The following is a 26386-nucleotide window of genomic DNA, read 5'->3' on the forward strand; positions in this document are numbered from 1 at the left end:
AGCTGGCAGTCGGGAAGAGCGCATGCGCTCTTCCCGCCGAAGCCTGCTCTTTGTCAGCGCAAGATCAGATCTTCTTCATCACCAGGCTGGCATTGGTGCCGCCGAAGCCGAAGCTGTTGTTCAGAACCGCGCGCACTTCGCGCTCACGCGCCTTATGGGGGACAAGGTCCACGCCCTCGGTGCCTTCGTCCGGATTGTCCAGATTGAGCGTGGGCGGCACGATCTGGTCGCGCAGTGCCAGGATGCAGAAGATGCTCTCCACCGCACCCGCGCCGCCAAGCAGATGGCCGATCGCCGACTTGGTGGACGACATCGACGCGCCGGACAAATCGTCGCCGAACACGCGCTTGGCCGCGGCCAGTTCGATCGTGTCCGCCATGGTCGAGGTGCCGTGGGCGTTGATATAATCGATGTCCGAAGGCTCCATGCCCGCCTTGCGCAGGGCCATGCGCATCGCAAGCTCGGCGCCCTTGCCTTCGGGATGGGGAGCCGTGACATGATAGGCATCGCCCGACAGGCCGTAACCGACGACTTCGGCGTAGATCTTCGCGCCGCGCGCCTTGGCATGCTCATATTCCTCCAGGCAGACCACGCCCGCGCCCTCGCCCATCACGAAGCCGTCGCGGTCCTTGTCATAAGGGCGGCTGGCCTCGGTCGGGCGATCGTTCATGCTCATGTTGAGAGCGCGCGCCTGAGCAAAGCCGGCGACGCCAAGCGGGTTGATCGTGCTTTCCGCACCGCCTGCCAGCATCACGTCGGCATCGCCATCACGGATCATGCGCGCAGCATCACCAATCGAGTGCGCGCCCGTGGAGCAGGCGGTGACAACCGCATGGTTCGGCCCCATCAGCCCATATTTGATCGAAACCTGACCGCTGATGAGGTTGATAAGGCGGCCGTGGACGAAATGCGGGCTGACCCGGCCCGGCCCGCGTTCGTGCAGATTGACCGATTCGATCTCGATGCCCGGCAGCCCGCCAATGCCCGAACCAATCGAAACGCCGGTGCGCAGCTTCAGATCATCGTCCATATCGGCAAGGCCGGCATCCTCGAGCGCCTGACCGGCGGCATCGATGCCGTAAACGATGAAAGGATCGACCTGCCGCTGGACCTTGTGGTCAACGCGCTTGTCCGGATCGAAGCCGAATTCGTGATCCTTGGGTTTTACCTCGCACGCGATCTGGCATTTCTGATTGCTCGCGTCGAAACGCGTGATCGGCCCCGCGCCCGATTTGGAGGCGAGGATGTTCTTCCAGGCGGTTTCCACGTCCGCACCCAGCGGCGTCACCAGCCCGAGCCCCGTTACCACGATCCGACGCATGTCTTGTCCCTCAACCTTCAATCTTGCCATGCGGCCCGCCTCCGGGCCTCAAACGCAAACGGCCCTCCGCCCGCTAACCGGACCGGAGGGCCGCCTGAAATCAATCACCGGCCCTAACGGCCAGCCGTCCGATCAACCGGCCTTTACGTTCCGGATATAATCGATCGCGTCCTTCACGGTCGTGATCTTCTCAGCGGCATCGTCCGGAATCTCGACGTTGAATTCTTCTTCGAACGCCATGACCAGCTCGACGATATCGAGGCTGTCCGCGCCGAGGTCGTCGATGAAGCTCGCATCCTCAGTCACCTTGTCGGATTCCACGCCGAGATGTTCAACAACGATCTTCTTTACGCGTTCCGCAATATCATCACTCATGAGATGAGCCCCTTTTATGGTCTAGAAACTGTTTGTCGTCCGCTGCCCTACTTGGGCCTTGCCTTATAGGCAAGAGGGCCCGCGCGGGCGGTGTTGGCTGTATAACGGCTGAACCCGCCAGCGGCTCCGCCGGGCGCGGGCTGCCGAGACGCTCGGCGTCAGAGCATCGCCATGCCGCCGTTCACGTGCAGCGTCTCGCCGGTCACATAACCCGCCTCGCGCGATGCGAGATAGGTGACGGCGGCCGCGATGTCCTTGCCCTCGCCCAGATCGCCTGCCGGGATCCGGCCGAGCAGCGCGGCCTTCTGCGCATCCGGCAGCGCGTCTGTCATGTCCGAACGGATGAAACCGGGCGCCACGCAGTTCACGGTGATGCCGCGGCTCGCCAGTTCCTGCGCCAGCGCCTTGGACATCCCGACGAGGCCCGCCTTGGCCGCGGCGTAATTCGCCTGGCCCGGATTGCCGGTGGCCCCCACGATGCTGGTGATCGAGACGATACGCCCGAAACGCGCCTTCATCATCGGCCGCGCGGCAGCCCGCGATAAGCGAAAAGCGGCCTCCAGGTTCACCTTGATCACATCGTTCCACTCCTCGTCCTTCATCCGCATGGCGAGGTTGTCGCGGGTTATGCCGGCATTGTTGACGAGGATATCGAGCTTGCCGAGCTTTTCGATGGCGGACGGCACCAATGCATCCACCGCTTCCGGATCGGACAGGTTGCAGGGCAGGCAGACGTGGTTCTCGCCCGCCAGCGTGGCCTTCACTTCATCCAGCTTGCCCTCGCGTGTGCCGGACAGCGCGATCGTCGCACCCTGTTCCGCCAGCGCCGCGGCGATCGCGGACCCGATCCCCCCGCTGGCCCCGGTTACGAGCGCGGTCATGCCTGAAAGGTCGAACATTGGTCTCTCCATGAATTACAATTTGCCCGTCTCCGGGCTGTTTAACTCTCAAAGGCTTTTGATCAGCGCCTCGATGTCGTCCATCGACTGTACGCTCATGACTTCGGCGTCGGAGACAATGCGGCCGACCATCGGGCCGACGACCTTGCCGCCGATCTCGACGAAGCGCTCGGCGCCGCCTTGATGCATCGCGAGCACGCTCTCGCGCCAGCGCACGCGGCCCGTCACCTGATCGACCAGCAGTTCGCGGATCACGTCCGGATCGCTCACCGCCTCGGCAGTGACGTTGGCGTAGAGCGGTACCGACGGCGCGCGGATCGCGGTCTCGGCCAGCGCCTTTTCCATTTCCTCGGCTGCGGGTTTCATCAGCGGGCAGTGAAATGGTGCGGACACGGGCAGCAGCACGCCGCGCTTGATGCCCCAAGAATCCTTATCGTCCTTCACCATCGCCACGGCGCGGTCGATCGCCGCCTTGTGGCCGGAAATGACGACCTGACCCGGATCATTGTCGTTCGCGACGGTGCAGGTCTCGCCGTCCGCCTCGGCGGCTTCGGCCAAGTCTTCGGCCTTGGCGACATCGGCGCCGAGCAGCGCGGCCATCGCGCCCTCGCCCACCGGCACGGCACGCTGCATCGCCTGGCCGCGCAGCTTCAGAAGGCGCGCCGTCTCGGCCACGGGGATCGCGCCCGCAGCGCGCAGCGCGCTATATTCGCCCAAGGAGTGCCCGGCGACGCAGCCCGCCACATCGGCCAGCTTCACGCCGCCTTCCTTCTCCAGCACGCGGATCACCGCCATGGACAGCGCCATGATCGCGGGCTGTGCGTTCTCGGTGAGGGTCAGTTCCTCGGCCTGGCCGTCCTTCATCAGCTGGAACAGCTTCTGGCCGAGCGCGTCGTCCACTTCCTCGAACAGTTCGCGCGCATGCACGCTCGCTTCGGCAAGATCGGCGCCCATGCCGACCTTCTGGCTGCCTTGTCCGGGAAAAATGAATGCACGCATGCCAAGTCCTGTCCGCTGTTGAATTTGGGCGGCGGGTTAGGACGGCGGGCGGGCGAGCGCAAGACTGCGCCCGCCACACTCCTGTTCGGTACGGATGCTCCCGGCTGTTACGCCGCGGCGAACATCTCCGGCTCCAGCGCCATCAGGCTTTCGCCGCCCGCTTCGATCTTGCGGCGAAGCGCGCCGGCGTCCGGCATGATCCGCTCGGCGAAGAAGCGCGCGGTGACGAGCTTGGCTTCGGCAAAGCTGTCGCCTTCCATGCCCGCGGCAGCGCGCGCCATGCGCAGCCACATCAGGCCCAGCGCCACGATGCCCATGATATGCATGTAGCTGTGCGCGCCCGCGCCGACATTATTGGGGTTCTGCATGCCGTTCTGCATGAACCACATCGTCGCCGCCTTCAGCTCGCCATTGGCCTTCTCCAGACGCTCGGCGAAGTCCTTCACCTTCTCGTCCGACTTGGCATCGGCGCATTCGTCGTCGACCAGCTTGAAGAAGGCCTGGATGGCGCGGCCGTTGTTCTGGGCCAGCTTGCGGCCGACCAGATCCATCGCCTGCACGCCGTTGGTGCCTTCGTAGATCATGGCGATACGCGCATCGCGGACATACTGCTCCATGCCCCATTCGGCGATGTAGCCATGGCCGCCATAGACCTGCTGCATATTGGTGGCGATGTCATAACCCTTGTCGGTGCCATAGCCCTTGATGACGGGGGTCAGCAGGCTGATCAGGTCGTCCGCCATCTGCTTTTCATCGTCATCGGTGGATTTCACCGTAAGGTCCACCTGCAAGGCGCCCCAGATGCACAGCGCGCGCAGGCCCTCGGTCAGCGCCTTGCCCTCCATCAACATGCGGCGCACGTCGGGATGAACGAACAGCGTGTCGGCCTTCTCGTCAGTGTCCTTCGGGCCGGTGAGCGCGCGGCCCTGGCGGCGATCGGCGGCATATTGCACGCCGTTCTGATAGGCGACTTCAGCGACGCCCAAGCCCTGCAGACCGACGCCGAGGCGCGCGGCGTTCATCATGATGAACATGGCGGCCAGGCCCTTATTCTCCTCGCCGACCATATAGCCGGTGGCACCGTCATAGTTCATGACGCAGGTCGAATTGCCGTGGATGCCCATCTTGTGCTCGATCGAGCCGCAGGTCACGGCATTCCGATCGCCAAGCGAACCGTCGTCGTTCACCATCATCTTGGGCACGATGAACAGGCTGATCCCCTTCACATTGTCCGGCGCGTCCGGCGTCTTGGCGAGGACGAGGTGGATGATGTTGTCGGTCAGGTCATGCTCGCCCGACGAGATGAAGATTTTGGTGCCGGTGATGGCATAGCTGCCATCTTCGTTCGGCACGGCCTTGGTGCGGATTAGGCCAAGATCGGTGCCGCACTGCGGCTCGGTCAGGTTCATGGTGCCGCCCCATTCGCCGGACACCATTTTGGGAACATATTTTTCCTTCTGTTCCTGAGAACCCTTGGCGAGAATTGCGGAAACGGCACCGTGGGTCAGCCCCGGATACATAGCAAAGGCCATGTTCGCGCTGGTCATATATTCCTCGAACGCCATCGCCATGACGTGCGGCAGCTCCTGCCCGCCGAACTCTTCCGGCGCGGCAAGCGTGCCCCAGCCGCCCTCGCGGAACTGGGCGTAGGCTTCCTTGAAGCCCTTGGGCGTCGTCACGCTGCCGTCCTCATGGCGCGTACAGCCTTCCTGATCGCCGCTCTGGTTGAGCGGGAACAGGACTTCGGCAACGAACTTGCCGCCTTCGTTCAGAATCGCCTCGACCATGTCGGAGGAAGCGTTCTCGAAACCGGGCAGGTTCGAATAGCGATCGAGGCCGATCACATGATCCAGGATGAAACGGGTGTCGCGGACGGGGGCACGATATTGGGGCATTGCGAGTCCTTAGGCTGTCGGTTTTTGTCGGTATGAATTCAGGCGCGGCGGGCGGTGCGGGTTTCGCGCATCTCTTCACGCTCCACCTCTTCCACCTGCGCCACGAAATCGATGAGTTCGTCGATCGCGCTCTCGATATCCGCCTTCTGGCGGGTCAGGCTGTCGATCCGTTCACGGCATTTCTCAATGGTAACGCGGCGCTGCTTGTTTCGGCCGTCGTCCACATCGTAGAGATCGATCATCTCACGAATTTCCGAGAGGCTGAAACCCACGCGCTTAGCACGCAGTATCCACGCAAGGCGGGCGCGATCCCGCTTGGAATAGATGCGCGACAGGCCCGAACGCTCGGGCGCGATCAACCCCTGGTCCTCATAGAACCGGAGCGCGCGCGGCGTGACGTCGAACTCTCGGCTGAGATCGGAGATGCCATACCGCTCACGCCCGTCGCCCGGCGTGTCGATCGTGGCGTTTCCGGAAATGGGCTGCGGCATGACGGGCTCCTTGGATGCACGGAACGAAAAGCAATGTACTTTACGTTTGCGTAAACGTCAAGTTTGACGCGTCATCGCAGGATGGAACCTGCCAAGCGCCCGCGACCTCCGTTCGCCCTGAGCTTGTCGACGGGCCGTTCTTCTTGTCAGCACTTGCAGGCTAGGCAGTACGATGCTTCGATAAGCTCAGCACGAACGGGTTTAGAAGCGAACCGTTCGCTTATCGCATTATCACCCGCACAACCGCTCCACCTGCGCACCCACGGTTCGCCGCGCCGCCTTCGCGCCCGGCTCGACGAGATAATAGCTCGTCCCCGCTAGGCTAGCGCGAGAATCGCAGAGGGCCGAGCAGGCTTCTGGCACCGCGCCGTCGATGCGCAGTTCGTCGCCGTCGAAGCTGGCGTGAAGCTCGCAACCTTCCGCTTCCTCGAAGCGCAGCGCAAAACCGTCTCCGTCGGGCCGCGCCTCGCCCTGCCCTTCGCAGGTGCTGCCGGGGCCGAAGCTGGCCAGGATACCGATGCGGTAGCGATCGTCGCCCGCGCGCACCGCGCAGAACTTATCGGTGCCGAGGTCGCTGCGACGCTCGAACCGCCCTTCCAGCTCGATGCTCTCGGGATCGGGTATCACGCCGCGCGCAATCGCGCTTTTCTCCAGCGCCGCGCCCGCACCGGTGGGATCGGGCGGCGGCTCGGGCGCCTGCGTTTCGGAGCCGCAAGCCGGAAGGCCCAGCAGCAGCAGCGCCGGAGCAAACCGCCTCACAGACGTTCCAGTGTCCCGTCGGCCTTCACGCGGCGATAGAAGCAGCTGCGCGTGCCGGTATGACAGGTCGGGCCCGCGGGCCGCGCGATCACCTGGACGGCATCCTGATCGCAATCGATCCGCACCTCTTCGACGCTTAGCACATTGCCGCTGCTCTCGCCCTTCTTCCACAGCTTCAGACGGCTGCGCGAAAAGAACCAGGTCTCGCCAGTCTCCAGCGTCAGGTTCAGCGCCTCGCGGTTCATATGGCCGACCATCAGGACCGTGCCATCGGCAACATCGGTCACTACCGCCGTCAGCAGCCCGTCGGGGCCGAATTTGGGATCGAGCACCAGCCCGGTTTCGCGCGCATTGTCCATGAACCGAGGGCTAGCGGCGCGGGCGCTCCGCATCAACTGCCCAGCTGCCGATGGGCGCTGAAGGGATCAGGCGGAAATCCGTAGTAGCCGTCTGTCTGCAATCGACCCCATTGCGGAAGTAATGCATTCGGGTAAACTCGCCCGATGACGATCATCCGCAGATACAATCTATTGCTAGGTTGGGTCTTGTGCCTTACTGTATTTTTGGCGGCCGTCTCAATCGGGGATTCCATTGGCGAGTATTCTGAAGAGCCAGAGGATGTCTGGCTTTCAGCAATCTGGGCTGCAATTCTCGCACCTCTTGCAATACTGTGTCTTGCAAACGGTCTATTCGCCAAATTCGCTGGCTCCGTCTGGTTCAAGGGTCTTAATCTTATTGCCGCGTCGATGATCTTAATTATCGTCATCATCGGACAGCAGGACCATATTATCGTAATCGGCGGGGCGATAGTTGTGCTTGGACTTCTGCCAGCTGTGTTCGCTTCACAAAACTGAGCGGTTTGGCTGAGCAAGTCAGCTTTCCGCTTAAACTCCACCGTTCCACCCGCTCGCCAGAAGCACTCGGTCGCGCTGTCAGCGCCTGCTCAATTGTTCCGAATCGCCTCGATCAGCTCTTCCTTGGTCATATCGGACCGGCCTTCGATGCCGATCTCCTGCGCTTCTTCGTAAAGCTCGTCCTTTGTGCGATCCTCCAGCTTGCGGCTGTCATGATCGATCGAATCGTTCGCCTTCGCATTGGCGATGCGCGCGGCCTTCTGCTTGGACGCGCCGTCGTCGCGCAGCGCCTCATAGGTTTCCTTGTCCTTCACGGACGGGCCGGGGTCGTTCTTCGCGGGCATGGCTTCACTCCTTTTCCCCAGCAAAACGGCGTGTCGCGCCGGAGTGTTCCGCCGGATTGATGACAAAAGGGAGACAAGCCGCCCCGGCCCCCCTATATGCGCCCCCATCAGGCCCTGCCCCCCGCTTCGATCAGGATCGCCCATGTTGACGACCCACCCCTATGACGACGACAAATTGCGCGAAGAGTGCGGCGTTTTCGGCGTCGCCGGCGCCAACGACGCTGCCGCCATGGCCGCGCTCGGCCTCCACGCGCTGCAACATCGCGGACAGGAGGGCGCAGGCATCGTCAGTTTCGACGGTGCCGAGTTCCACAGCCACCGCGCCGCCGGCCATATCGCCGGCAATTTCGACCGGGAGGACGTGATCGCCGCGCTGCCCGGCGGATCGGCGATCGGCCACACCCGCTATTCCACGCATGGCGAATCGGGCCTGCGCAACGTGCAGCCCCTGTTCGCGGAGCTGGCGAGCGGCGGCTTCGCCATCGCGCACAACGGGAACATCTCCAACGCCATGGCGCTGCGGCGTGAGCTGGTGAGCAACGGCTCGATCTTCCAGTCGACGTCCGACACCGAAGTCATCATCCACCTCGTCGCCACCTCGCAGTTCCGGACCATGCTGGACCGCTTCATCGACGCGCTGAAGCAGGTGGAGGGTGCCTATTCGCTCATCTGCATGACGCCGCGCGGCATGGTCGCGTGCCGCGATCCGCTGGGCATCCGTCCGCTCGTCATGGGCAAGCTGGGCGACAGCATCATCTTCGCGAGCGAAACCGTGGCGCTCGATATCGTCGGCGCGGATTATGTCCGCTCGGTCGAGCCGGGCGAGATGGTCGAGGTGGAAAATGGCGAGATCCGCTCCCACCGCCCGTTCGGCAACAACCGCCCGCGCCCGTGCATTTTCGAACATGTCTATTTCTCCCGCCCCGACAGCATCGTCGACGGCAGCTCGGTCTATTCCGTGCGCAAGGCGATCGGCGCGGAGCTGGCGCGCGAGAACCCGGTGGAGGCGGACATCGTCATCCCAGTGCCGGACAGCGGCACGCCCGCAGCCATCGGCTATGCGGAAGAGAGCGGCATTCCGTTCGAACTCGGCATCATCCGATCCCACTATATCGGGCGCACCTTCATCCAGCCGGGCGACGGGGTGCGCCATCTGGGCGTCAAGCTGAAGCACAATGCCAACAAGCCGCTCGTCAACGGCAAGCGCATCATCCTGGTGGATGACAGCATCGTGCGCGGCACCACGTCGCTCAAGATCGTCCAGATGATGCGCGATGCCGGCGCGCGCGAAGTGCACATGCGCATCGCCAGCCCGCCCACGCGCCACAGCTGTTTCTACGGCGTCGATACGCCAGAACGCTCCAAGCTGCTCGCCAGCCGCATGGGCATCGACGAAATGCGCGACTTCATCCATGCCGACAGCCTGGATTTTCTCACCATCGACGGTCTCTACCGCGCGCTGGGCGAGGCCCGCCGCGACGATCCGCGCCCGCAATATTGCGATGCGTGCTTCACCGGCGATTACCCCACGCGCCTGACCGATCACGACGCGCTGGAACGGCCCGATCAGCTGACCCTGCTGAACGTGGAGGCGGCGGAGTAATTAAGCGGCAGCGTCATTGCGAGAAGCGAAGCGACGCAGCAATCCAGGGCAGATACAGCGCTGCAGCCACTCTGGATTGCTTCGGCCTGCGGCCTCGCAATGACGAAACACCATGATTTGAAAAGACGGAAGCGCATCATGACCGACACCCCCCAGAAAACCGCCCTCGTTACCGGGGCAAGCCGCGGCATCGGCGCGGCGCTGGCGAAGCGGCTGGCGGCGGACGGTTATCATGTCGTGCTCACCGCCCGCACCTCCGACGCGCTGGAGAAGGTGGAGGACGAGATCTTCGAGAGCGGCGGCCACGCCACCATTGCGCCGATGGACCTGACAGAGGGGGACAGCATCGCCCGCCTGGCCACAGCGATCTCGCAGCGCTGGAACAAGCTGGACCTGCTGGTTCTGAACGCCGCGATGCTCGGAAATCTGGGCCCCGTCACGGCGATCGATGGCAAGGAGTTCAACAAGCTCCTCACGCTCAACATCGTGGCGCAGCAGGCGCTGATCGCCAATTTCGATCCGCTGCTACGGAAGAGCGACGCCGGCCGCCTGATCGCGGTCACCAGCAGCGTCGGCCAGACCCCGCGCCCCTATTGGGGAGCTTACGGCGCCAGCAAGGCCGCGCTGGAGGTGATGGTCCAGGCCTATGCCCAAGAGGTCAAACGCCTCAGCAATGTCCGCGCCGCCATCCTGGACCCCGGCGCCACGCGCACAAAAATGCGCGAAAACGCTTATCCCGGCGAAGACCCTGAGAGCGTCAAACCTCCCGAAGCCGTCGCGGACGCGGTAGCGGAGCTGCTGGCGAGTGATTTCGAAACGGGGCACCGGATGCGGGTTGAGGGGTAGTGATTACCCCCTGACCGGTTCCCGTCAGACGCTTTCTGCATTCCCGAACATGGAGAGCCGCCAATCGGCTTTCCGCTACCGCGCCCCTATTTCGTCTGATCGTGTCAGACCGGGAGGATAGTGCGAATACCGCTCTCGAGATTTTCTGAGCTGAACGGCTTATTGATCAAGATTGCGTCGGGAAACGGCGTTTTTTGATCGGAATAACCCGTAGCGAACAGAAACGGGATCGATCGTTCGGCAAGACGTTCGGCGATCGGAAAGCTTTTCTCGCCGTTCAGGTTGATATCGAGCACAGCTAGATCGATTGAGAATGCGGCGAGTGCTTCTACCGCGCGACGGACTCCTCCCACCACCACGATATTGACGAAACCGAGCGCAGACAAAAGGTCCTCGGTGTGCATCGCCACGATCGGCTCATCTTCAACGACAAGAACGGTTTTGTCTGCGAACGAACTCATATCGCAGTTTTCGGAATTGAAGCGCGCACTTTGCAAATTACTCCCTCAGCGGGAAACTCAATCCTCACCGAACCGTCTAGTTCCGCCGCCAGCCCGCGCTCCAGCATTTTGCTGCCAAAACCGCGCTTCGTCGGGGCGACGACTTCGGGGCCTGCGAATTCCTGCCATTGAAAATTCAGGTCATCGCCGTCGACTTCCCATTGCACTTCTACGCGTCCATCAGGCACGGACAGGCTTCCATATTTAACGGCGTTCGTCACGAGCTCGTGCATGGCCAAGACCATCGATATCGCCGTCTTGGAAGGGAGCATCAATTCAGGCCCTTCTATGCTGATGACATGGCCGGCGACGTGCGGAGCGATAGCATCATTCACGAGCTGCCTCAGCGGAGCAGGCTCCCAATTCTTCTTTGTTAGCAGGCTGTGCGCCGCGGCCAGCGCCATCAACCGTCCTTCGAGCGCCTTGCGAATTTCGGGATCGGACGAAGTCATCGTCTGCGCAACTATCCCCTGAACGATCGCCAACAGGTTCTTTGCGCGGTGATTTAGCTCGTCGATCAAAAGCACTTGATGCTCTTGGAAACGCTTCTCTTCCGCTATGTTTCGCGCTTCGATTACCGTGCCGATCGGATTTCCATCATCGTCGAGAACCGGGCTCGCCGTGAAACCGACGGGATAGAAAGTCCCGTCCGGCGCGACAAACAATTCCTCGCCGCTGGTCTGCGCGCGTTCGGGAAAGGCGCGATCGATGGGGCATTCCTCGATCGGGTAATGCGATCCATCCGGCTTTTTATGGTGGACGACATCGTGCAGCGGGCGCCCTCGCATGTCCTCGAAGGAATAGCCGGTCAATTGTTCCGCAGCGATATTGGCGTAGATGCAAATCTGCTGCTCATCCATAAGGAACACAGCCTCTCGCGTGTTACTGAGGATAGCGTTCAATCGACGGCTTGTTTCGCGAAGCGTGCGCTCAACCCGGACGCGTTCGATATGCGCCCATGATCGTTCCACCACCTCACGGATCAAACTCAGCTCTACATCGGTCCATATCCGCGGTGTCGCGCTATGAACCGCCATCAGGGCAGTCAGCCTGTCTTCCTTCACGAGTGGCAGGCAGATCGTCGCAGCGATCCCGATGCTCTGAAATGTCGTGGCAGCAGCGGTTGGGAGCTGCGCGATCACATCATCCACAACGAGGGGAAGGTTCGAACTGAGATTGGAGACCGCAGTGTCGCCGAAATCGGCCAGTTCGTACGTGCCGACGATGCTGGCCGATCCGGGTGCCGTCCAGTCTCCCGTGATCGTGAAGCCGTTTTCATCTTCATGCATGTCGGCATAGGCACAGATGGAAACATCGAGAAATTCGCCAGTCAGACGTGCGACCGTCCGCATGATCGCGGAGGCATCTTCAAGCTCTTGCGTCGCGGTAGCCAGCCGGTCGAAGAAGGACAACCGGTCCATCATCTCGGCCTGCATGGCTTGTGACTGCCGCAGTTCAAGCTGCGTCACGGCCTGCGCGCAAATGGCCTCGAATGCGCTGTGCTGCTCATCGGTGATCCCGGCCGGGCGCGCTTTTGTGTCAGCGACAATCAGTGTGACACTCGCATGCTCGCTCGCGAGCTTCTCACGAATGCCTGCGACAAACCCGATTGGTTCGGTGCCAGCCTTGAATGTATCCCCAGCCTGCAGATCAGGGAGCACGAAAAATTGGCGTTCTTCGAACCTGGCTCGCAAATCTGCTTCATAAGCCGTGCGGATCGGTTGCTCGTCCCCGACATAAGCGGCCAAGCGCTCCCTACCCCCCTCCTCGACCCAGAAGGCCGCGGCAGGAACGTCGAAGAGGAGTCGCGCCAAGCGCAATAGGCCGATGAGTGCAGCGTCGACCGATCCCCGACCGTCCGGTCTTGCTTCGACTGTCTGCATGTACGCTCCGACCACAATCGCCTCGCTGGCATTGCGATCCTTGCCATCAGTAAAGTTAATTCGTCAATTTTTCAGTATCACAACCGCTTGGCCATAGATCGATCGGTGCACCCGGGATGATCTTGGAGCTCGCACCCTCATCCTTTTTAAACCAACCTCCTAAACTCTGTTCGAGGGGCTTCTCGCTACGCTGGCCGCAGCTTCAACGCATAAGGCCGCGCCCATGCCGGGATATTTCGTTCGCACCATGCTCGGCATGGTTACCGCTGCCGCTCTGTTGTGCGGTGCGGGCATTGCTCGGGCGCAGGAACAACCGCGCCCGCCCGAGCCGCAGGCGGAAGAAGGCGCCCCGCTCACCCTGGAGGTCGTCTATACGGGCGATGTCATCGGGGTGGCCAGCGGTGGGCTGGAGCGCGGCGTGCGGTATCTCGACAATCTGTTCGTCACCGCGGACGGCGATCTGGGGCGGCTCGCAGGCTGGGACGGCGCGGTTTTCCAGGTGGATGTGCTGAACAATCTGGGCGGGCGGCCCAATGATCTCGCCGGATCGCTGCAGGGCGTCGACAATATCGAAGTGCCCCAGCCGCGGCTGAAATTGTACGAGGCGTGGATCGAGCAGCGGTTCGGCGATGCAGGATCGCTGCGGGTCGGCCTCTACGATCTGAACAGCGAATTCTACGTCAACGAATCTGCCGCGCTGCTGATTTCCCCCTCCTTCGGCATCGGATCGGAGCTGGCGGCGACGGGCACCAACGGCCCGTCCATCTTCCCCTCCACCGCACTGGCCGCCCGGTTGCGGTGGAATTTCGACGATCTGTACGCGCAGGCAGTCGTCATCAATGCGAAAGCGGGCACGCTGGGCTATGCGGGGGGTATCGATCTGTCCGGCCGAGAAGGCGTGCTGTTCGTGGGAGAAGGCGGCTGGGCGGAAGGAAACGGAAAGATCGCCGCCGGGGCCTGGCAATATAGCAAGAAACAGCCCGAAGTGGTTCCGCCGGGCCTCACCGAAACGGGAAGGGACGTCCCATCGCGCGGCATCTATGCCGTGCTGGAACATGATCTGCTCGGCACGCCCGGCGGGCCCGGCAATATGACCGGGTTTCTGCGGATCGGCTTTTCCGACGGCAAAACCACGCCGTTCAGCGCCGGCTGGCAGGCGGGCGTGTTGGTGACGCATGTCCTGGAATCGCGCCCCGCCAGCGCCTTTTCGCTGGGAGCGGCCAGCGCCATCCTCTCCGATCATTACCGTGTGGGTGCCCCGTCCCTGCTGAACGCCGAGACGGTGATCGAGGCGACCTATAGCGACGAGATCGTGCCCGGCGTCGCCATACAGCCGGACGTGCAGTATATCGTCAACACCGGCGCGGATCGATCGATCGAGGACGCGCTGGTGCTCGGCCTGCGGCTGATCGTGGCCTGGTCTTCGGACTAAGGCCGCGCCGCAGCAGGGCCAGCCCATATTTCACCTTTATCCCAGTGCGTAGGGCAGCCGTTCAAACGCACCGCGCTTGTGATCCCGCTTATAGGCCTTGTGGTCATGACGCAGGCGCTCGGCCGCTTCACAGGCGAAGCAGGTGACGTCGTCGATGAAGACATGGCGCGGCTCCATCGCTTCCAGGATCGCGGGCTCGACATCGTAATCGATATCGCCGACCTCGTCCGATCGCGCATGGGCGCGGGCCAGTGCGCGGCCGCAGATATCGGCATAATCCTTCCACTCCCCATAATCGAGATCGTCCAGATCGATATCATCGCGGAAGGGAGCGCGCTCGCGCGTCAGGAAGCTTATTCCATCGATGGTGACGCTACCATAGAACGGATCGCCGTCCGGCAGATGCACCCGCTGGCCGTGGACGATGCGCGCGGCCTCGTCATCGAAATCGCGGCGCGGCGAGGGAACCAGGCCATCCATCGCGCTGCGGCGGGCGCGCTTGAACTCCACGATCCAGTCGTCCGTCGTGTCCTCCGACGGGCCTTCCAGCAGTACATAATAGCGGTCCAGCCCCAGCGACGCCGTGCCTTGCCCGTGCCGCATGGCCACGTCCTTGACGTGCAGTGATCCATGCAGTCCGTCCGGCTCCAGCCCCCGCGCCTCGGCCAGATCGTCGATCAGCTTCTGGAACTCGTCGCGGCGCGAACTGATCGGCGTCAGCTCATCACTGGTGCGAAAGCCCTCGCCCTTTTCGTTCTGATAGCGATCCTTCAGCCAGCTCTTGCGATCGGTCAGCGCATTCTCGAACAGCCGGGCGATCAGCGGGGGGCTGTTGTCCATACGGTAGACATGCGTCGTCTCGATCTCGTCGCGCGCACATTCCTCCATGCCCGCGGCATAGCCTTTGACGAAAGCCTTCGCGATCTTGCGACGCTTCTTGTCGCCGAAGCCGCCGATCTCGCGCGCGGCGATCACGAAGCCGGTGGCGCCGCGCTTGATGTCCCAGCTGAACGGGCCGTAGCCCGCCTCGTCGAAATCATTCACTGAAAAGATCGGCGCATGATCGATATTGGGCATGATCCCGAAATTTTCCGGATGCACATCGCCCAGCAGCAGCACCTCGGGCATCGCACCGTCGGTGCCCGCCATGTCGCGGTAGAAGACAAGCGCCGTGCCGCGAAAGAAGGCGAAGAGCGACTTCGCCAGCGCATCGAACTTCGCCCGCGTCCCTTCCGCGCGCTGATCGATCCGCTCGACATGGTCCTCCAGGATCGTGGCGCGCACATGCTCGCGCCGCGCCTGACCGGTCAGAAAGGTCGGCAGCGGCACCGCGGCTTCGGCGGCGAAGCGTTCGGCAAGTCGCTCATAAGCCTCCCGCCGGTTGCCCCGCTCCGCCTCGCGCCGCTCGTTGCTTTTGGTCCACCGATCCTTGCTCGACATGCTTGCCCGCTTCCTGTGTTCGCTGCCCCGCCGATACCGGAGACCAAATGCACGGACATGGCAATCAGTTCTGGCGAGTGATTCTGGCGGGGCCGACGTCTCGTTCAAGGAAAGCGCGTGGAGAGCGTTATCCTGAAATTGCGGGGCGCGCCCGGGGTGGTCCAGACATTGGCGTAGGAGCTGCTGATATAATAGGTATCGAACAGATTATCCAAATCGGCGCGGATGGTGACTTCGGGCGCGATATCGTAGCTCAGATTGGCGCGCGCCACGGTGTAGGCCGGCAGGCGATAATCGGTGCCGAACGGATCGCCCGCACGGCTGCCGACATGGGTAACGCCTCCGCCGATGCCCCAGGGCCCGAGCTGTTTGAGCACGAACAGGCTGCCGGCATGGGCGGGCACGTTCGATAGCGGGCTGCCGATCAGCGCGGCATTGGCATCGTTGCGGATTTCGGCATCGATATAGGTGTAGGTGCCGGTGGCGTAGAGGCTGCCGGGCATGGACCAGGTTGCCGAAACCTCCGCCCCGCGCGATCGCTGGCGGCCGATCTGCGTCTTCACGAAGGGATCGGCGGCATTGGGGTTCAGCACATTGCGCTTTTCCATATCGAACAGCGCCCCCTGCCCCGTCAGCGCGCCGTCCAGCAGGCTGAACTTCAGGCCCACCTCCGCCGAACGGCTCCTCTCCGCCGAGAAGGTGGCGAAGCCGTCCGAAGGGTTCTGGCGCAGCGAGCGGCCCCAGCTGGTGTAGAGGGTGAGGTTGTCCGACGCGCGCCAGGACAAGGCGGCACGCGGCGTCACGCCGCTGTCGCGCGTATCGAGCGCGTCGTTGCCGGTCAGCCGGTTGTCGACATCCTCACGAAAGCTGTTCCAGCGCGCGCCGAGCAGCAGCGTGAACGCACCGGCGCGGATCACGTCCTGCGCATAGATGCTCTCACTGCGGAAGGAAGCGGTGCGGCTCAGCGCGATGGGCGGTTCGGGCAACGGCTGGCCGTAGACCGGATCGAACAGATCGATCAGCAGGATGGGATTGGCGGGTGTGCCGCGCGCGCGGCCCAGGCGGAAATCGAGCGCGTGGCGCACCCGGTCTACCCCGATGCGCAGATCATGTTCGATGCCCAGCCAATAGGGCGTGGCCGTCAGTTCGGCGCGCAGCGACAGATCGTTCCAGGCAAAGTTGTGACGACGCCGGTCGCGCCCTGCCACCTGCCCGCCGGGCTGCACGCCGCGCCCGCCGAAATCGACCATCGTGCCGAGCCCGCGCAGCGATCCGTCGCGGTGGCTGCCGCCCACTTCCAGCCCGATGCCGCCCCCCAGATCGGCGAACAGGCTGCCCTGCTGCCAGAAGATTTTCTGCGTAATCGCGCCGTCCGCCGGTTCGCCCAGAAAGGTGCTGCGGTCCAGCGCGCGGGCATCGCCGTTTATGCCCACGACGCCGCGGTCCAGCACATTGTCGTTGCGCATATATTGCGCCTGATACAGCGCGCGCACCGTGGGCGACGGCGTCCAGGACAGCGACGGGGCGATCAGCACGCGCTCACCATCCACAAAATCGCGGAAGCTGTCATGGCGCTCGGCAACGCCGATCAGGCGCGCCGCGAGCGTGTTCGTGATCGGCCCCGTAACATCGGCCGTCGCCCGCACGCGGTTGAAGCTGCCTAGGCTGAACTGCGTTGCGGCCTGCACATGATCGAGCGGCGCCTTCGTCACGATATTGATCGATCCGCCCGGCTCTCCCCGGCCGGAAAGCGCGGCGCTGGCGCCTTTCAGCACCTCGACGCGCTCGATGGTCGCGGAATCGATCGGCGCGTTATAGCCCAGATTGCTGCCGAAGCGGTTGATCAGGATATCGGGCCCGGCATTCTCGTCGCCCGCAAAGCCGCGAATGGCATATTTGTCCCACAGGCCGCCGAAATCATTCTGCCGGGTCACCCCGCCTGCCAGATCGAGCACGTCGTTCATGCGCGTGGCGTTCAGCGCATCGAGCGCCTGACCGTCGAAGATCCGGATCGATTGGGGATAAAGCTGCAGCGCGGTGTCGCTGCCCAGAATGCTGGCACTGGCCTGCCGGGCGGTGACGACGATGTCCGGATGGGCGGCAGTTTTCGCCCCTGCTCCGCGATCGTCTTGGCCCCCTTTTCGATCCTGATCGCCGTTTCGATCCAGCTGACTGGCAGCATCCTGCGCGCTTGCAGGCGACGTCGTTTGCGCGGCAAGCGGCATGGCCGCGGTGGACAGCAAGGCAAAGACGAGCGGCGTTCGCAGCCAAGTGCGACCGGTATCGAGCGGCATGAAAGAGGGCCCCCTTTTGGCAGATTTTTTCCAGTGCGCGGCTATATCTGACGCGTTCCGGAAGAGGCCTTAGTGCTATTGCGAGTGCGTTGCAATAGAGCCGTATAATCCTTTCACCGGGGTTGGCCAGGCCGGCTCGGTGCGGCCTTTCGCCGCACCCCGGCTTGCAATGTTGGACATGCGCTGCCCTATGCTATCCGATGAGGAACGTACCGTGTACGAACTATACTCGGTGCCGGGGCGAAAGCGTGCCGGTACGCCGCTGCCGCGCGGTCTGCCGGGCGGCCATCCACCTTGCCGCCACGCACCGTTCCGGCCGCGCTGCGTTGCGGCGCGTATTTCCGCCTCTGGACAGTGTGAAGCTGTGTGAAGCTGGCCAGGACTGCGGCGATTGCTGGTGCCCCGGCCTGCCCCGGTCAGAAGCCTGCGGTGATCGACGCCTTCACGGTTCGCGGGCCGCCCTGCAGCAGCGCGCTGGAGAAGCTGTCGAACGCGGACGCCCAGTAACGCTCGTTCGCCACGTTCTCGACCGAGAGCCGCAGCGTCAGTGGCACGTCGGCGGCGGCCAGCACGTAGCGCGCACCGGCATCGAAGCGGGTCCAGCTGTCCAGCTTCAGCGTGTTGGCCGGGTCCACCCACTGCTCGCCCGTATGGATCACGCGGCCGGTCAACGTCACGCCCGGCACGAAGGCGAGGTCCCACTCGACATCGGCATTGGCGGTCCACTCCGGCACGCCCGCCACCTGGTTGCCGCCGATCAGCTCGGCATCGGTATAGGCCGCGCCGCCGATGAGCCGCAGGCCCGGCGCAAGCTGGCCGTTCACGGTGAACTCCAGGCCGCGATGGCGCTGATCGTACAGATAGCCGAAGCTGCCATCGTCCTGAATGCCCTCGCCCGGCCGCTCGATGGTGTAGGCGGCCAGGCCCAGGAAGACGGTGCCGACCTGCAGCTTGCCGCCCAGCTCATACTGAACCGAACGGCGCGGGGCGAGCACGGCGCCGGGGTTGGTGACGAGGTTCGGATCGAGCGGCGCTACCGGACCCTGCTGCAGCGCCTCGATCCGGTTGGCGTAGAGCGAAAGGCGCGCGATCGGCTTGACCACCAGTCCGGCGACGGGCGTCACCGCATCCTCGCGATACTCGGTGTCGAGATCGCCGCTGAAGTAGCTGTAGCTCTCCACGTCGATCCGCTGGAGACGCAGGCCGCCGGTCAGCAGGATGCGGTCTTCCCACAATCCCATGGTGTCGGACGCAAAGGCGCTGAACAGCCGCGTGCGCGCGATCGGGAACGGATCGTCCAGATCACCGCCGACCAGCGTGGAGCTTGGCAGCGGCACCTGCGCCGGATCGTACAGGTTGGTGGCGAAACCCGCAAAGCCCGGCCCATAGCGGAAGTCGTAGGCGTTGCGGTTCACCTGCCAGCTGGCATTGGCGCCGAAGTTGAACTCATGCGTCACCGCCCGGCCCAGCTTCACGCGGATGCCCGCCTCCACCGCCTCGTTGTTGTCGGTGCGCGGTACGAACAGCGCATTGCCGTTGGCCGCGCCGGTCGCGGCGTCGTTGACGGTGATGTTGCCGTAGATGCCGTCCTCGCGGCCATCGCGCGCGCCCGCCTTGGCGTAGAGCATGGCGTTGTCCGCCACGTCATACTCCAGGCTCAGCGTGCCGAACAGGTCGCGCAGCTCGGTATAGGTGAAGTCCTGCGCGTAATTGGCATCGGCCTCCGGCACGGCGGGCACGGCGGCGCTGGCGATGGTGACCTTGGGCCGCAGCCGATCGATGCGGATGTTCTGCCAGGCAAGGTCCAGCGCCGCGCGGAAGGGTCCGCCGTCATAGTCGATTGCGCCGCCGATCACGGCGGTGCGGCGGCTCTCGCGGTCCACGGCCGTCTCGCCGTCGCGATAGGCGGCGTTGACGCGCACGCCCCACTCCCCGTTCGTCCCGAAGCGGCGCGAGACGTCCACGCTGCCGCCGAAGCGGCTCTTCTGCTCGTAGCTCGCCGTGGCGCGGGTAACGTCGCTGGCTTCGGCGCGCTTCAGGATCAGGTTGACGTTGCCGCCCAGGCCCGATCCGCCCGGTGCCGCGCCGTTCAGGAAGGCGCTCGCCCCGTTCAGCACCTGCACGCTGCCGAGCAGCTCGGGCGCGACCAACTGACGCGGGGTGACGCCGTAGAGGCCGTTCAGTCCGATATCGTCGCCGAACAGCGCGAACCCGCGGATCACGAACAGCTCGGCCGCATTGCCGAAGCCGTAGCTGAGGCGGATGGTCGGGTCGTTCTCCAGCACGTCGCCCAGCGTCTGCGGCTGCTGGTTCAGGATCAGCGTTTCGTCATAGGAACGGATCGCGAAGGGCAGATCCTCGGCCGGCTTGTCGCCGAGCACGCCCGCGCTGCCGCCGTTCACGATCTGGGTCGCGTTCTCGCGCTGCGCGGTCACCACGATGTCGTCGAAATCGTCGGGCTGCGTTTGCGCGCGCGCTTCGGCGGCAAGCGCGAGGGAAAGGGCGGCGAGCGAAATGGTGGCAAAAGGCCTGATCATGGATTGTCTTTTCTGATGGTTGTCGTCGAATTTGCGGTGGTCCGGGCACGCCAGAGCGCAGCCAGGATCATGAGCGGGGCGATGCCGGTCAGCGTCCAGGCCGCGACATCACGGCCGCCGTCTCCGGTCAGCCCGAGAACGAGGCCGGCAATCGTTGCCAGTGCAATCAGGAGCGGCGCGGCGAAGATGCGCAGAAGCGACTGGCGAGCGGTCTTCATGCCGGTGCCGTTTCCAGGCCGTTGCGGTAGATCTCCTCCACCCGCCGGTCGACATAGCCGCGCCGCCGCTTCCACCACAGCAGCAGGCCCGTCCAGAGCACCCAGATCGTCGCAAGGGTCAGCACGGCCCAGACGATCTTCAGCGGCAGGCCGCCATAATCGCCGAAGTGTAGCGGCTTCGACATCATCAGCGCCTGGTTGAGCGCTGGCATGGTGGCGGCATCGGTCAGCTGCCCGGTGGCGGCATCGACCAGTGCCGGGGTCAGCAGGTTCTGCGTCAGCGGCGTGTCGCCCTGAAAGAAGATCGCATAGTGATGGCCGGTGGACCAATCGCCGCCGGGGAAGCCGATAAACTGCGGGCTGCGCCCCGGCAGCGCCGCCTGCGCCGATGCCATCGCCGCATCGATCGAACTGTATCGCGCTGGATCGAGCGGGGGCTGTCCGGCATAGGCCGCGGTCATCTGCGCCAGTTTGCCGTCGCGCCAGCTGTCGGTGAGCGGATCGGCGAAAGCGTTGATTGCGCCGGTGACGCCGATCACCAGCATCCAGGCAAGCGCCACGATGCCGAAGAGATTGTGCTGATCGAGCCGGCGAACCCGCTCACTGCGGCTCTGCCGAACGGTGCCGAAGCGCAGCCGCCGCATGAACGGCGTGTAAAGCACGACCCCGGATATGAGAGCGAGCACGAAGCCAAGGCCCATGACGCCGAGGACCAGCATGCCGGCAAGACCGAGGAACATGTCGGTGTGCAGTTCCAGAAGGAAGTCCATGACCGGATTGACCGGCACCGGACCAAGCGACGCGCCGGTGCTGCGATCGAACAGCAGCAATGTCATGTCTTTCGCCGCCGCATTGGGCGTTGGCCCAGTGGTAATGGTCAGGATCGGATCATCCTGACTGAATGCCATGAACAAGGGCACCTCACCCGGCCGTTCGGCGAGCGCCTTGGCAAGAAGGCCATCAAGCGGAAGGCCGCTCTGCGCAGATGGGGGGCCTGCAAACGCCTGCGCTCCGCTCTCGGTCGCCGCGTCGATTTCATCATGAAATATCAGCGGCAGGCCAGTGACACACAGCATAAGGAGAAACGCCATCGGAATGAGGCTGCTCCATTTGTGGATCAGGAACCAGATTCGGATTGTACGGCGAGTCACGCGTCGCGGCCTAGGGAACCAAGTTCACGCCGTCAATGCGAATGGTTTTCAATAGCACGCCCCCCCCCCTTGCGTGCGCTATCGCCCAAATCCCGCGCGCAGACCGATCCACAGCGTGCGGGGTACGCCCAGGTCGATCGAGCCCCCCTGGTTGCGCGTGACGATGGTTTCATCGAACATATTCTCGCCGCGAAGGAGCAGCGACACCCCTTCCATCAGCCCGAGCTCCGCAAACAGGTCGACCGTCGTAGCCGCCGGCAGCACATCGCTATTGCGATCATCTTCGAACTGCGCGCCGATGTGACGCACCGTTGCAGATAGGGTGAAGCGTTCGGACGGCTGGACTGCGACCGTACCGCTAGCCGAAAATTCCGGCGTCTGGGCCGGGCGGAAGCCATCGAGCGCAGCTGCGGCGCCTCTGCTGCGTACTCTGGCATCGGTATAGGCTGCCGAGCCCAAGAACTGGAACAGGCCCATTTGTGCCCGTCCCGTCGCCTCGATACCGCGCGATCGCACTGCATCGATGTTGCGACGCTGGCGCAGATCAGGCCCGATCGTGACATTGGCTATCGCATCGCGCAATTCATTGGTGAATGCCGTCACCGAAAGACGCGTCTGCGGACTTGGCGCAAAATCGAACCCGATCTCGGCTCCGCGCAGATGCTCATTGTCGAGCGCCTCGTTTGCCTGTGTCGTGACCGGAAAGACCACGAACGGGCGGTAGAGTTCGTTCAGCGTGGGCACCCGGAAACCCGTATAAGCCGCGCCGCGAACGGCAAGTCCGCCGCCCATATCAAACAGCGCCCCGGCGCGGAAACTGCCTTCCCAGCCGCTGCGATCCGTATAGCTGTTATCGATGACGAGCTGCTGCGCGGCATTCCGTTCACGGAAAAAGCCGTCGGCAATGCTCCAGCGATCGACGCGCGCTCCTCCGGTCAGGGTTAGCCGCCCGAGGACGAGATCATCTTCCAGATAAAAGCCGACATCGCCATTACGCCCGCCCGCATTGCGCCGCGCTGTAATTTTGCCGCTGAACGCGCTGATCGCATCCTCGAACAATTGCCCTTGTGAAATGCGCCAGTCGCTGCCGATGCGCAGTGTGTTGGCATTGCCGGTTGGTGGCCGCAGCTCGATCTTTCCTCCAATCCCGGTCGATGGAGTATTGCGCTGGTCGAGCACCGGTACGAAGCGTGTGGAGCTGACCACAATGTTGGAGAAGTTGCGCGCCTGGACATAAGCCAGCACATCGAACTGCCAGCGCCCGCGGCCGATGAGCCGAACGCTTGCATCCTGCCCGCTGCTGGAACTGTCCGCTCCTTCGAAACGCAAAGTGCGATGATCGGCAAAGCCAAGCCCGCGGGCCTGCAGTTCGATATTCTTTGAAAGCGGCGCCGCGCCGCGAAGCCCGACCGAGTAGCTATCGAAGGACGCCCGCGCGCTGGCAGGCACGCGTTGATCGGCCGGCGTTGTATAGAACCCCCGGCCCCGGTCCCAGCGAGCGGACACACTCGCAAAACCCGAACCCAGATGCGGGGTAAGAATGCCGGTCAGCTGGGTTTCCGCACGATCGTCGATCAGCGCGCTGCCCTGTGCCAAGCCGAGGATATCCGGACCGGCACTTTCCAGTTCGATCGTGCCTGCGACCGCGCCGGCCCCGAAGGCACCGCTGCCGCCGCCGCGGGTAATACGCGCCGACGCAAGCCGCTCCGGCACGATGGCGTTGAACGGGATATAGCCGAAGAACGGATCCGCCATGGGCACCCCGTCAAGCAACACCAGCGCCCGGCTCGTCGCGTTGCCGCCCAGCGCCCGCAGCGTCACGCCCTGCGCCGAGGGATTGGACGAGCGGCTGTCCGATCGGCGAAACTGCTGAAACCCCGCGACGTTCGACAAGGCATCCTCAATCCGCCCGGACGCCGTGGAGACCAGTGTTGCGCGGCTCAGCAAGACAGAGCCGTAAGCAGGCGTGCCGGGGGTTTCCTGAAGCCCTTTGCCCGTCACGACGATTATCGGTTCAGCCTTCTCAGCTAGCCCCTCGCCCTCCCCCACATCCGATTGCGCCCAAAGCGCTGCCGGACTTGAAACCGAAACTAAGAGGGTTGCCGCAGCGGCGGCGAAACGGGCCGTCTTCATCACAGGGCTGTCACTCGATCAAATGGCGGAGAGGGTGTCCGCCATAAAGGACCCCCCTACCCCCCCTTCCGGGCCGGACGCTTACTGCTAACCACAGGTTTTTCATAGATAATTTAACCGATCTCAAAATGACCTAGTTGCATCATGTTGCACAAAACCGCATAAGGCTGCATCGGTTTTTGTGGGACAGATGGTAGAAAATGCCAAAGACAGCGGCGCAACTCGGTCCGAAGGAATTGGACGCCCGGATCGCTGAAATCAAGGCTGAGACTGGCCAGCGAAGCGCACGGCGCATCCCGGTCGGTGGCCGTCCGCCTGGCTTGCTGTTGCAGGTGACGCCGAACGGGACGGCCTCATGGGTTTTCCGGGCCACTATCGGCGGCAAACGGCGCGATCTAGGCTTAGGTCCATACGATCCCGACGATCGCAGCCGAAGCGTGTCGCTTGCCCAAGCGAGAAAGGCTGCGGCGGATATCAGGGCGGGCCGCGATCCGGTGGCCGATCGGCGCGGAGCCGAGCAACCGATCACATTTCAACAGTGCGCCGAAGCGTTCCTTGCTGCCAATCGCGACGGTTGGAAGAATCCGAAGCACGTTGCTCAATGGGAATCGACGCTGGCGAATTGGATATATCCCCGCATTGGTAAAGAGCCGGTCGCGACGATCGATCGGAACGCTATCGAGGCGGTCCTGTTGCAGCCGGTGCCAAACGCAAAGGACAAGCCCTTGTGGATCGCTCGGCACGAAACTGCCAATCGCGTCAGGCAGCGCATGGAGCGGGTGTTCGCCTACGCAATCGCGCGCGATCACAGGGGCGATAATCCAGCAGCGTGGAGGGACAATCTCGAGCCAATCATGCCGAAACTGTCCAAGGCGAAAAAGCGCGCGAAACATCACGCTCGATTGCCGCACCATGACGCGCCCGCGTTCATGGCCGCACTGCGCAAGCGGAGCGGAGTTGCCGCCAATGCGCTGCAATTCACCATTCTGACGGCCTCACGGTCCGGCGAAGTCCGCAACGCCAATTGGTTAGAAATCGATCTAGAACGGGCACTGTGGACCATACCTGCCGATCGGATGAAGGCCGGGATCGAGCATGTGGTCCCCCTGTCCGAACCGGCGATGGCGATCCTATTGGCGATCCCGGAAGCGAACCGGCGCGGCCTAATCTTTCCGGGCGCGAAAGAAGACGCGCCAATGTCGGATATGACCATGGCGGCGGTCCTGAAACGCATGGAGCGAACGGGAATCACGGTACACGGCTTCCGCTCCACGTTCCGTGAATGGGCCGGTGAATCGACCGCCCATCCCCGCGAGGTTATCGAACATGCACTGGCGCACCAGTTAGCGGACAAGGCCGAAGCCGCCTATCAGCGCGGATCGCTCTTGCCGAAGCGCGTCCGATTGATGGACGATTGGGCAGATTATTTGTCGCGAACTGCATCGGGGACCGTCATTCCGATGAGGCGGGAAGCTTAGTTTATTGCTGCCTGCCCGGCCGATCGGTCGGAAGTCGATAACGCCAAAATTTATCAGTTCGTTCGTAGACTAAATTTGGAGTCAGCTTTAGGAAAGCCGCCAATATTGGTTTGGAAATACAGACGTTGCTATCTTCATCGTAGTAGGCAAGCGACCGGTCGCCATAATGCAACAGGTGAGTAGCAACATACTCCTGATAAAGCACGCCGTTGAAGTTGGCCAGTTGACGCAACATCCAATTTACACCCTCCTCTTCAGTCATTTTAATTAGGCTTCGTAAATGGTTCTAACACATGCTCTTCGTACGGATGTTGGGTATGAGTTGCACCTTTCTGCCAAACGCACAAATAGACTCCGTAGGGCTTACCTCGATCATTGGTGTCACTCGGACATCTTGAAATTGTCATTGGTACGCCGCCTGACTTGAGCACTACAACGTCACCCTTTTGGAACTTGTCGGCCATTTTCGTCTCCTACCGCTGAGTTGCACTTGACTTTATCGAGTTGCAAAGCGAAGTAAAGAGTCTGTCCTTTCGGACCGTGGTAAGTGCTCACTGAGCAGGCCGGATGGCCTCTACGGCGGATTGAGATGCGCGCGGGCGGATGCCCGAATGCCGGGGAAAAGACCCGGTGCCCGCGGTCGGATGACTGCTCCCGCAACTCATTTCGAAAGGGCCGATCATGAGCCAATTTTTGCCAATCGACGGCGTGGCCGAACGCTACGCTACTTCAAAACACTCGATTTATCGCTGGATTCGTGACGATCGCGGGTTCCCAATGCCGATTCAGCTGCCGTCCGGTGTCAAGCGCTGGGCGGTGGCCGATCTAGTCGCTTGGGAAACGAGCAGCCGCGCCGAGCGCGCCGATTTCCGATAATCCCCAAATTAGAAGCCCCGCAACGCCGGGAAGGGCGCGCGGGGCAATGAGGTACGCT

General features: G+C 63.0%; 25 protein-coding genes and 1 pseudogene. 7 read left to right on the forward strand and 19 right to left on the reverse strand.

The features are described from left to right. Positions 1–64: 64 nt before the first annotated feature. The 8 genes from fabF to hisI all read right to left on the reverse strand — a co-directional run bounded on the left by fabF (position 65) and on the right by hisI (position 7098). The gene (gene fabF, locus H7X45_RS05065) at positions 65–1321 is read right to left on the reverse strand and encodes a beta-ketoacyl-ACP synthase II (RefSeq protein WP_187336987.1); all 1257 of its coding nucleotides are present in this window, start codon (positions 1319–1321) and stop codon (positions 65–67) included. A 132-nt stretch (positions 1322–1453) separates the two neighbouring features. Beyond that, on the reverse strand, positions 1454–1696 hold the full coding sequence (locus H7X45_RS05070; protein ID WP_187336440.1) for an acyl carrier protein: 243 nt from the start codon (positions 1694–1696) through the stop codon (positions 1454–1456). A 158-nt stretch (positions 1697–1854) separates the two neighbouring features. Next, the gene (gene fabG / locus H7X45_RS05075) at positions 1855–2595 is read right to left on the reverse strand and encodes a 3-oxoacyl-ACP reductase FabG (RefSeq protein WP_187336441.1); all 741 of its coding nucleotides are present in this window, start codon (positions 2593–2595) and stop codon (positions 1855–1857) included. A 48-nt stretch (positions 2596–2643) separates the two neighbouring features. Next, positions 2644–3594: an ACP S-malonyltransferase gene (gene fabD / locus H7X45_RS05080; protein ID WP_187336442.1), complete on the reverse strand. Its 951-nt coding sequence runs from the start codon at positions 3592–3594 to the stop codon at positions 2644–2646. Between the two features lie 107 nt (positions 3595–3701). Continuing rightward, a complete protein-coding gene (locus tag H7X45_RS05085) occupies positions 3702–5489 on the reverse strand; it encodes an acyl-CoA dehydrogenase C-terminal domain-containing protein (RefSeq protein WP_187336443.1) in 1788 nt (595 codons plus the stop codon). 38 nt (positions 5490–5527) lie between these two features. Further along, positions 5528–5980, reverse strand: a complete 453-nt coding sequence (locus H7X45_RS05090; protein WP_187336444.1) for a MerR family transcriptional regulator — start codon at positions 5978–5980, stop codon at positions 5528–5530. Between the two features lie 231 nt (positions 5981–6211). Next, entirely contained in the window at positions 6212–6739 is a 528-nt protein-coding gene (locus H7X45_RS05095; protein WP_187336445.1) for a hypothetical protein, read from the reverse strand. Next, positions 6736–7098, reverse strand: a complete 363-nt coding sequence (gene hisI / locus H7X45_RS05100; RefSeq protein WP_187336446.1) for a phosphoribosyl-AMP cyclohydrolase — start codon at positions 7096–7098, stop codon at positions 6736–6738. The genes H7X45_RS05095 and hisI overlap by 4 nt, the downstream gene beginning before the upstream one ends. A gap of 144 nt (positions 7099–7242) precedes the next feature. Between hisI and H7X45_RS05105 the strand changes: the two genes are divergently transcribed. After that, positions 7243–7593 carry a hypothetical protein gene (locus tag H7X45_RS05105; protein ID WP_187336447.1) on the forward strand — a complete coding sequence of 117 codons (351 nt, stop codon included), beginning with the start codon at positions 7243–7245 and terminating at the stop codon, positions 7591–7593. 89 nt (positions 7594–7682) lie between these two features. On the opposite strand, the gene H7X45_RS05110 is transcribed toward H7X45_RS05105, so the two are convergent. Continuing rightward, a complete protein-coding gene (locus tag H7X45_RS05110; protein WP_187336448.1) occupies positions 7683–7937 on the reverse strand; it encodes a Rho termination factor N-terminal domain-containing protein in 255 nt (84 codons plus the stop codon). Between the two features lie 142 nt (positions 7938–8079). Between H7X45_RS05110 and purF the strand changes: the two genes are divergently transcribed. Then, positions 8080–9540 (forward strand): amidophosphoribosyltransferase, encoded by a 1461-nt coding sequence (gene purF / locus H7X45_RS05115; RefSeq protein WP_187336449.1) that lies wholly within the window; start codon positions 8080–8082, stop codon positions 9538–9540. A 138-nt stretch (positions 9541–9678) separates the two neighbouring features. After that, complete coding sequence (locus H7X45_RS05120; RefSeq protein ID WP_187336450.1) at positions 9679–10386, forward strand: SDR family NAD(P)-dependent oxidoreductase; 708 nt, start codon at positions 9679–9681, stop codon at positions 10384–10386. A gap of 104 nt (positions 10387–10490) precedes the next feature. Here the strand turns inward: H7X45_RS05120 and H7X45_RS05125 are convergent, their stop codons facing one another. Together H7X45_RS05125 and H7X45_RS15165 are read right to left on the reverse strand one after the other, a co-directional pair. Then, complete coding sequence (locus H7X45_RS05125; protein WP_187336451.1) at positions 10491–10847, reverse strand: response regulator; 357 nt, start codon at positions 10845–10847, stop codon at positions 10491–10493. Further along, a complete protein-coding gene (locus tag H7X45_RS15165; protein WP_214645516.1) occupies positions 10844–12769 on the reverse strand; it encodes a sensor histidine kinase in 1926 nt (641 codons plus the stop codon). The genes H7X45_RS05125 and H7X45_RS15165 overlap by 4 nt, the downstream gene beginning before the upstream one ends. A 223-nt stretch (positions 12770–12992) precedes the next feature. Between H7X45_RS15165 and H7X45_RS05135 the strand changes: the two genes are divergently transcribed. Further along, positions 12993–14201 carry a carbohydrate porin gene (locus H7X45_RS05135; protein ID WP_246449701.1) on the forward strand — a complete coding sequence of 403 codons (1209 nt, stop codon included), beginning with the start codon at positions 12993–12995 and terminating at the stop codon, positions 14199–14201. A 36-nt stretch (positions 14202–14237) separates the two neighbouring features. Here the strand turns inward: H7X45_RS05135 and H7X45_RS05140 are convergent, their stop codons facing one another. The 6 genes from H7X45_RS05140 to H7X45_RS05165 form a co-directional block, all read right to left on the reverse strand. Continuing rightward, positions 14238–15641, reverse strand: coding sequence for a DUF2252 domain-containing protein (locus tag H7X45_RS05140; RefSeq protein ID WP_187336452.1), 1404 nt, complete (start codon positions 15639–15641; stop codon positions 14238–14240). Positions 15642–15745: 104 nt separating this feature from the next. Beyond that, the gene (locus tag H7X45_RS05145; RefSeq protein WP_246449704.1) at positions 15746–17935 is read right to left on the reverse strand and encodes a TonB-dependent siderophore receptor; all 2190 of its coding nucleotides are present in this window, start codon (positions 17933–17935) and stop codon (positions 15746–15748) included. A gap of 416 nt (positions 17936–18351) precedes the next feature. After that, a complete protein-coding gene (locus tag H7X45_RS05150) occupies positions 18352–20472 on the reverse strand; it encodes a TonB-dependent receptor (protein ID WP_187336453.1) in 2121 nt (706 codons plus the stop codon). Then, positions 20469–20690, reverse strand: coding sequence for a hypothetical protein (locus H7X45_RS05155; protein WP_187336454.1), 222 nt, complete (start codon positions 20688–20690; stop codon positions 20469–20471). Before H7X45_RS05155 ends, H7X45_RS05150 begins: the two co-directional genes overlap by 4 nt. Next, positions 20687–21841, reverse strand: a complete 1155-nt coding sequence (locus tag H7X45_RS05160) for a PepSY-associated TM helix domain-containing protein (protein WP_187336455.1) — start codon at positions 21839–21841, stop codon at positions 20687–20689. Before H7X45_RS05160 ends, H7X45_RS05155 begins: the two co-directional genes overlap by 4 nt. Before the next feature lie 78 nt (positions 21842–21919). After that, positions 21920–23974 (reverse strand): TonB-dependent receptor plug domain-containing protein, encoded by a 2055-nt coding sequence (locus tag H7X45_RS05165; protein WP_187336456.1) that lies wholly within the window; start codon positions 23972–23974, stop codon positions 21920–21922. Between the two features lie 200 nt (positions 23975–24174). Here H7X45_RS05165 and H7X45_RS15335 point away from each other — a divergent pair. Together H7X45_RS15335 and H7X45_RS05170 are read left to right on the forward strand one after the other, a co-directional pair. Further along, positions 24175–24423, forward strand: a pseudogene (locus H7X45_RS15335) (Arm DNA-binding domain-containing protein); the annotation flags it as partial. Positions 24424–24468: 45 nt separating this feature from the next. Then, positions 24469–25452 carry a tyrosine-type recombinase/integrase gene (locus tag H7X45_RS05170; RefSeq protein ID WP_246449706.1) on the forward strand — a complete coding sequence of 328 codons (984 nt, stop codon included), beginning with the start codon at positions 24469–24471 and terminating at the stop codon, positions 25450–25452. A gap of 1 nt (position 25453) precedes the next feature. Here the strand turns inward: H7X45_RS05170 and H7X45_RS05175 are convergent, their stop codons facing one another. Further along, complete coding sequence (locus tag H7X45_RS05175) at positions 25454–25714, reverse strand: DUF6953 family protein (RefSeq protein ID WP_187336458.1); 261 nt, start codon at positions 25712–25714, stop codon at positions 25454–25456. A gap of 1 nt (position 25715) precedes the next feature. Next, a complete protein-coding gene (locus H7X45_RS15340) occupies positions 25716–25916 on the reverse strand; it encodes a DUF2158 domain-containing protein (RefSeq protein ID WP_187336459.1) in 201 nt (66 codons plus the stop codon). A gap of 217 nt (positions 25917–26133) precedes the next feature. Between H7X45_RS15340 and H7X45_RS05185 the strand changes: the two genes are divergently transcribed. Continuing rightward, entirely contained in the window at positions 26134–26328 is a 195-nt protein-coding gene (locus H7X45_RS05185; protein WP_187336460.1) for a helix-turn-helix transcriptional regulator, read from the forward strand. The last annotated feature ends 58 nt before the right edge of the window (positions 26329–26386 follow it).

The sequence above is a fragment of the Novosphingopyxis iocasae genome, assembly GCF_014334095.1.
Classification (GTDB): Bacteria; Pseudomonadota; Alphaproteobacteria; order Sphingomonadales; family Sphingomonadaceae; genus Novosphingopyxis; species Novosphingopyxis iocasae.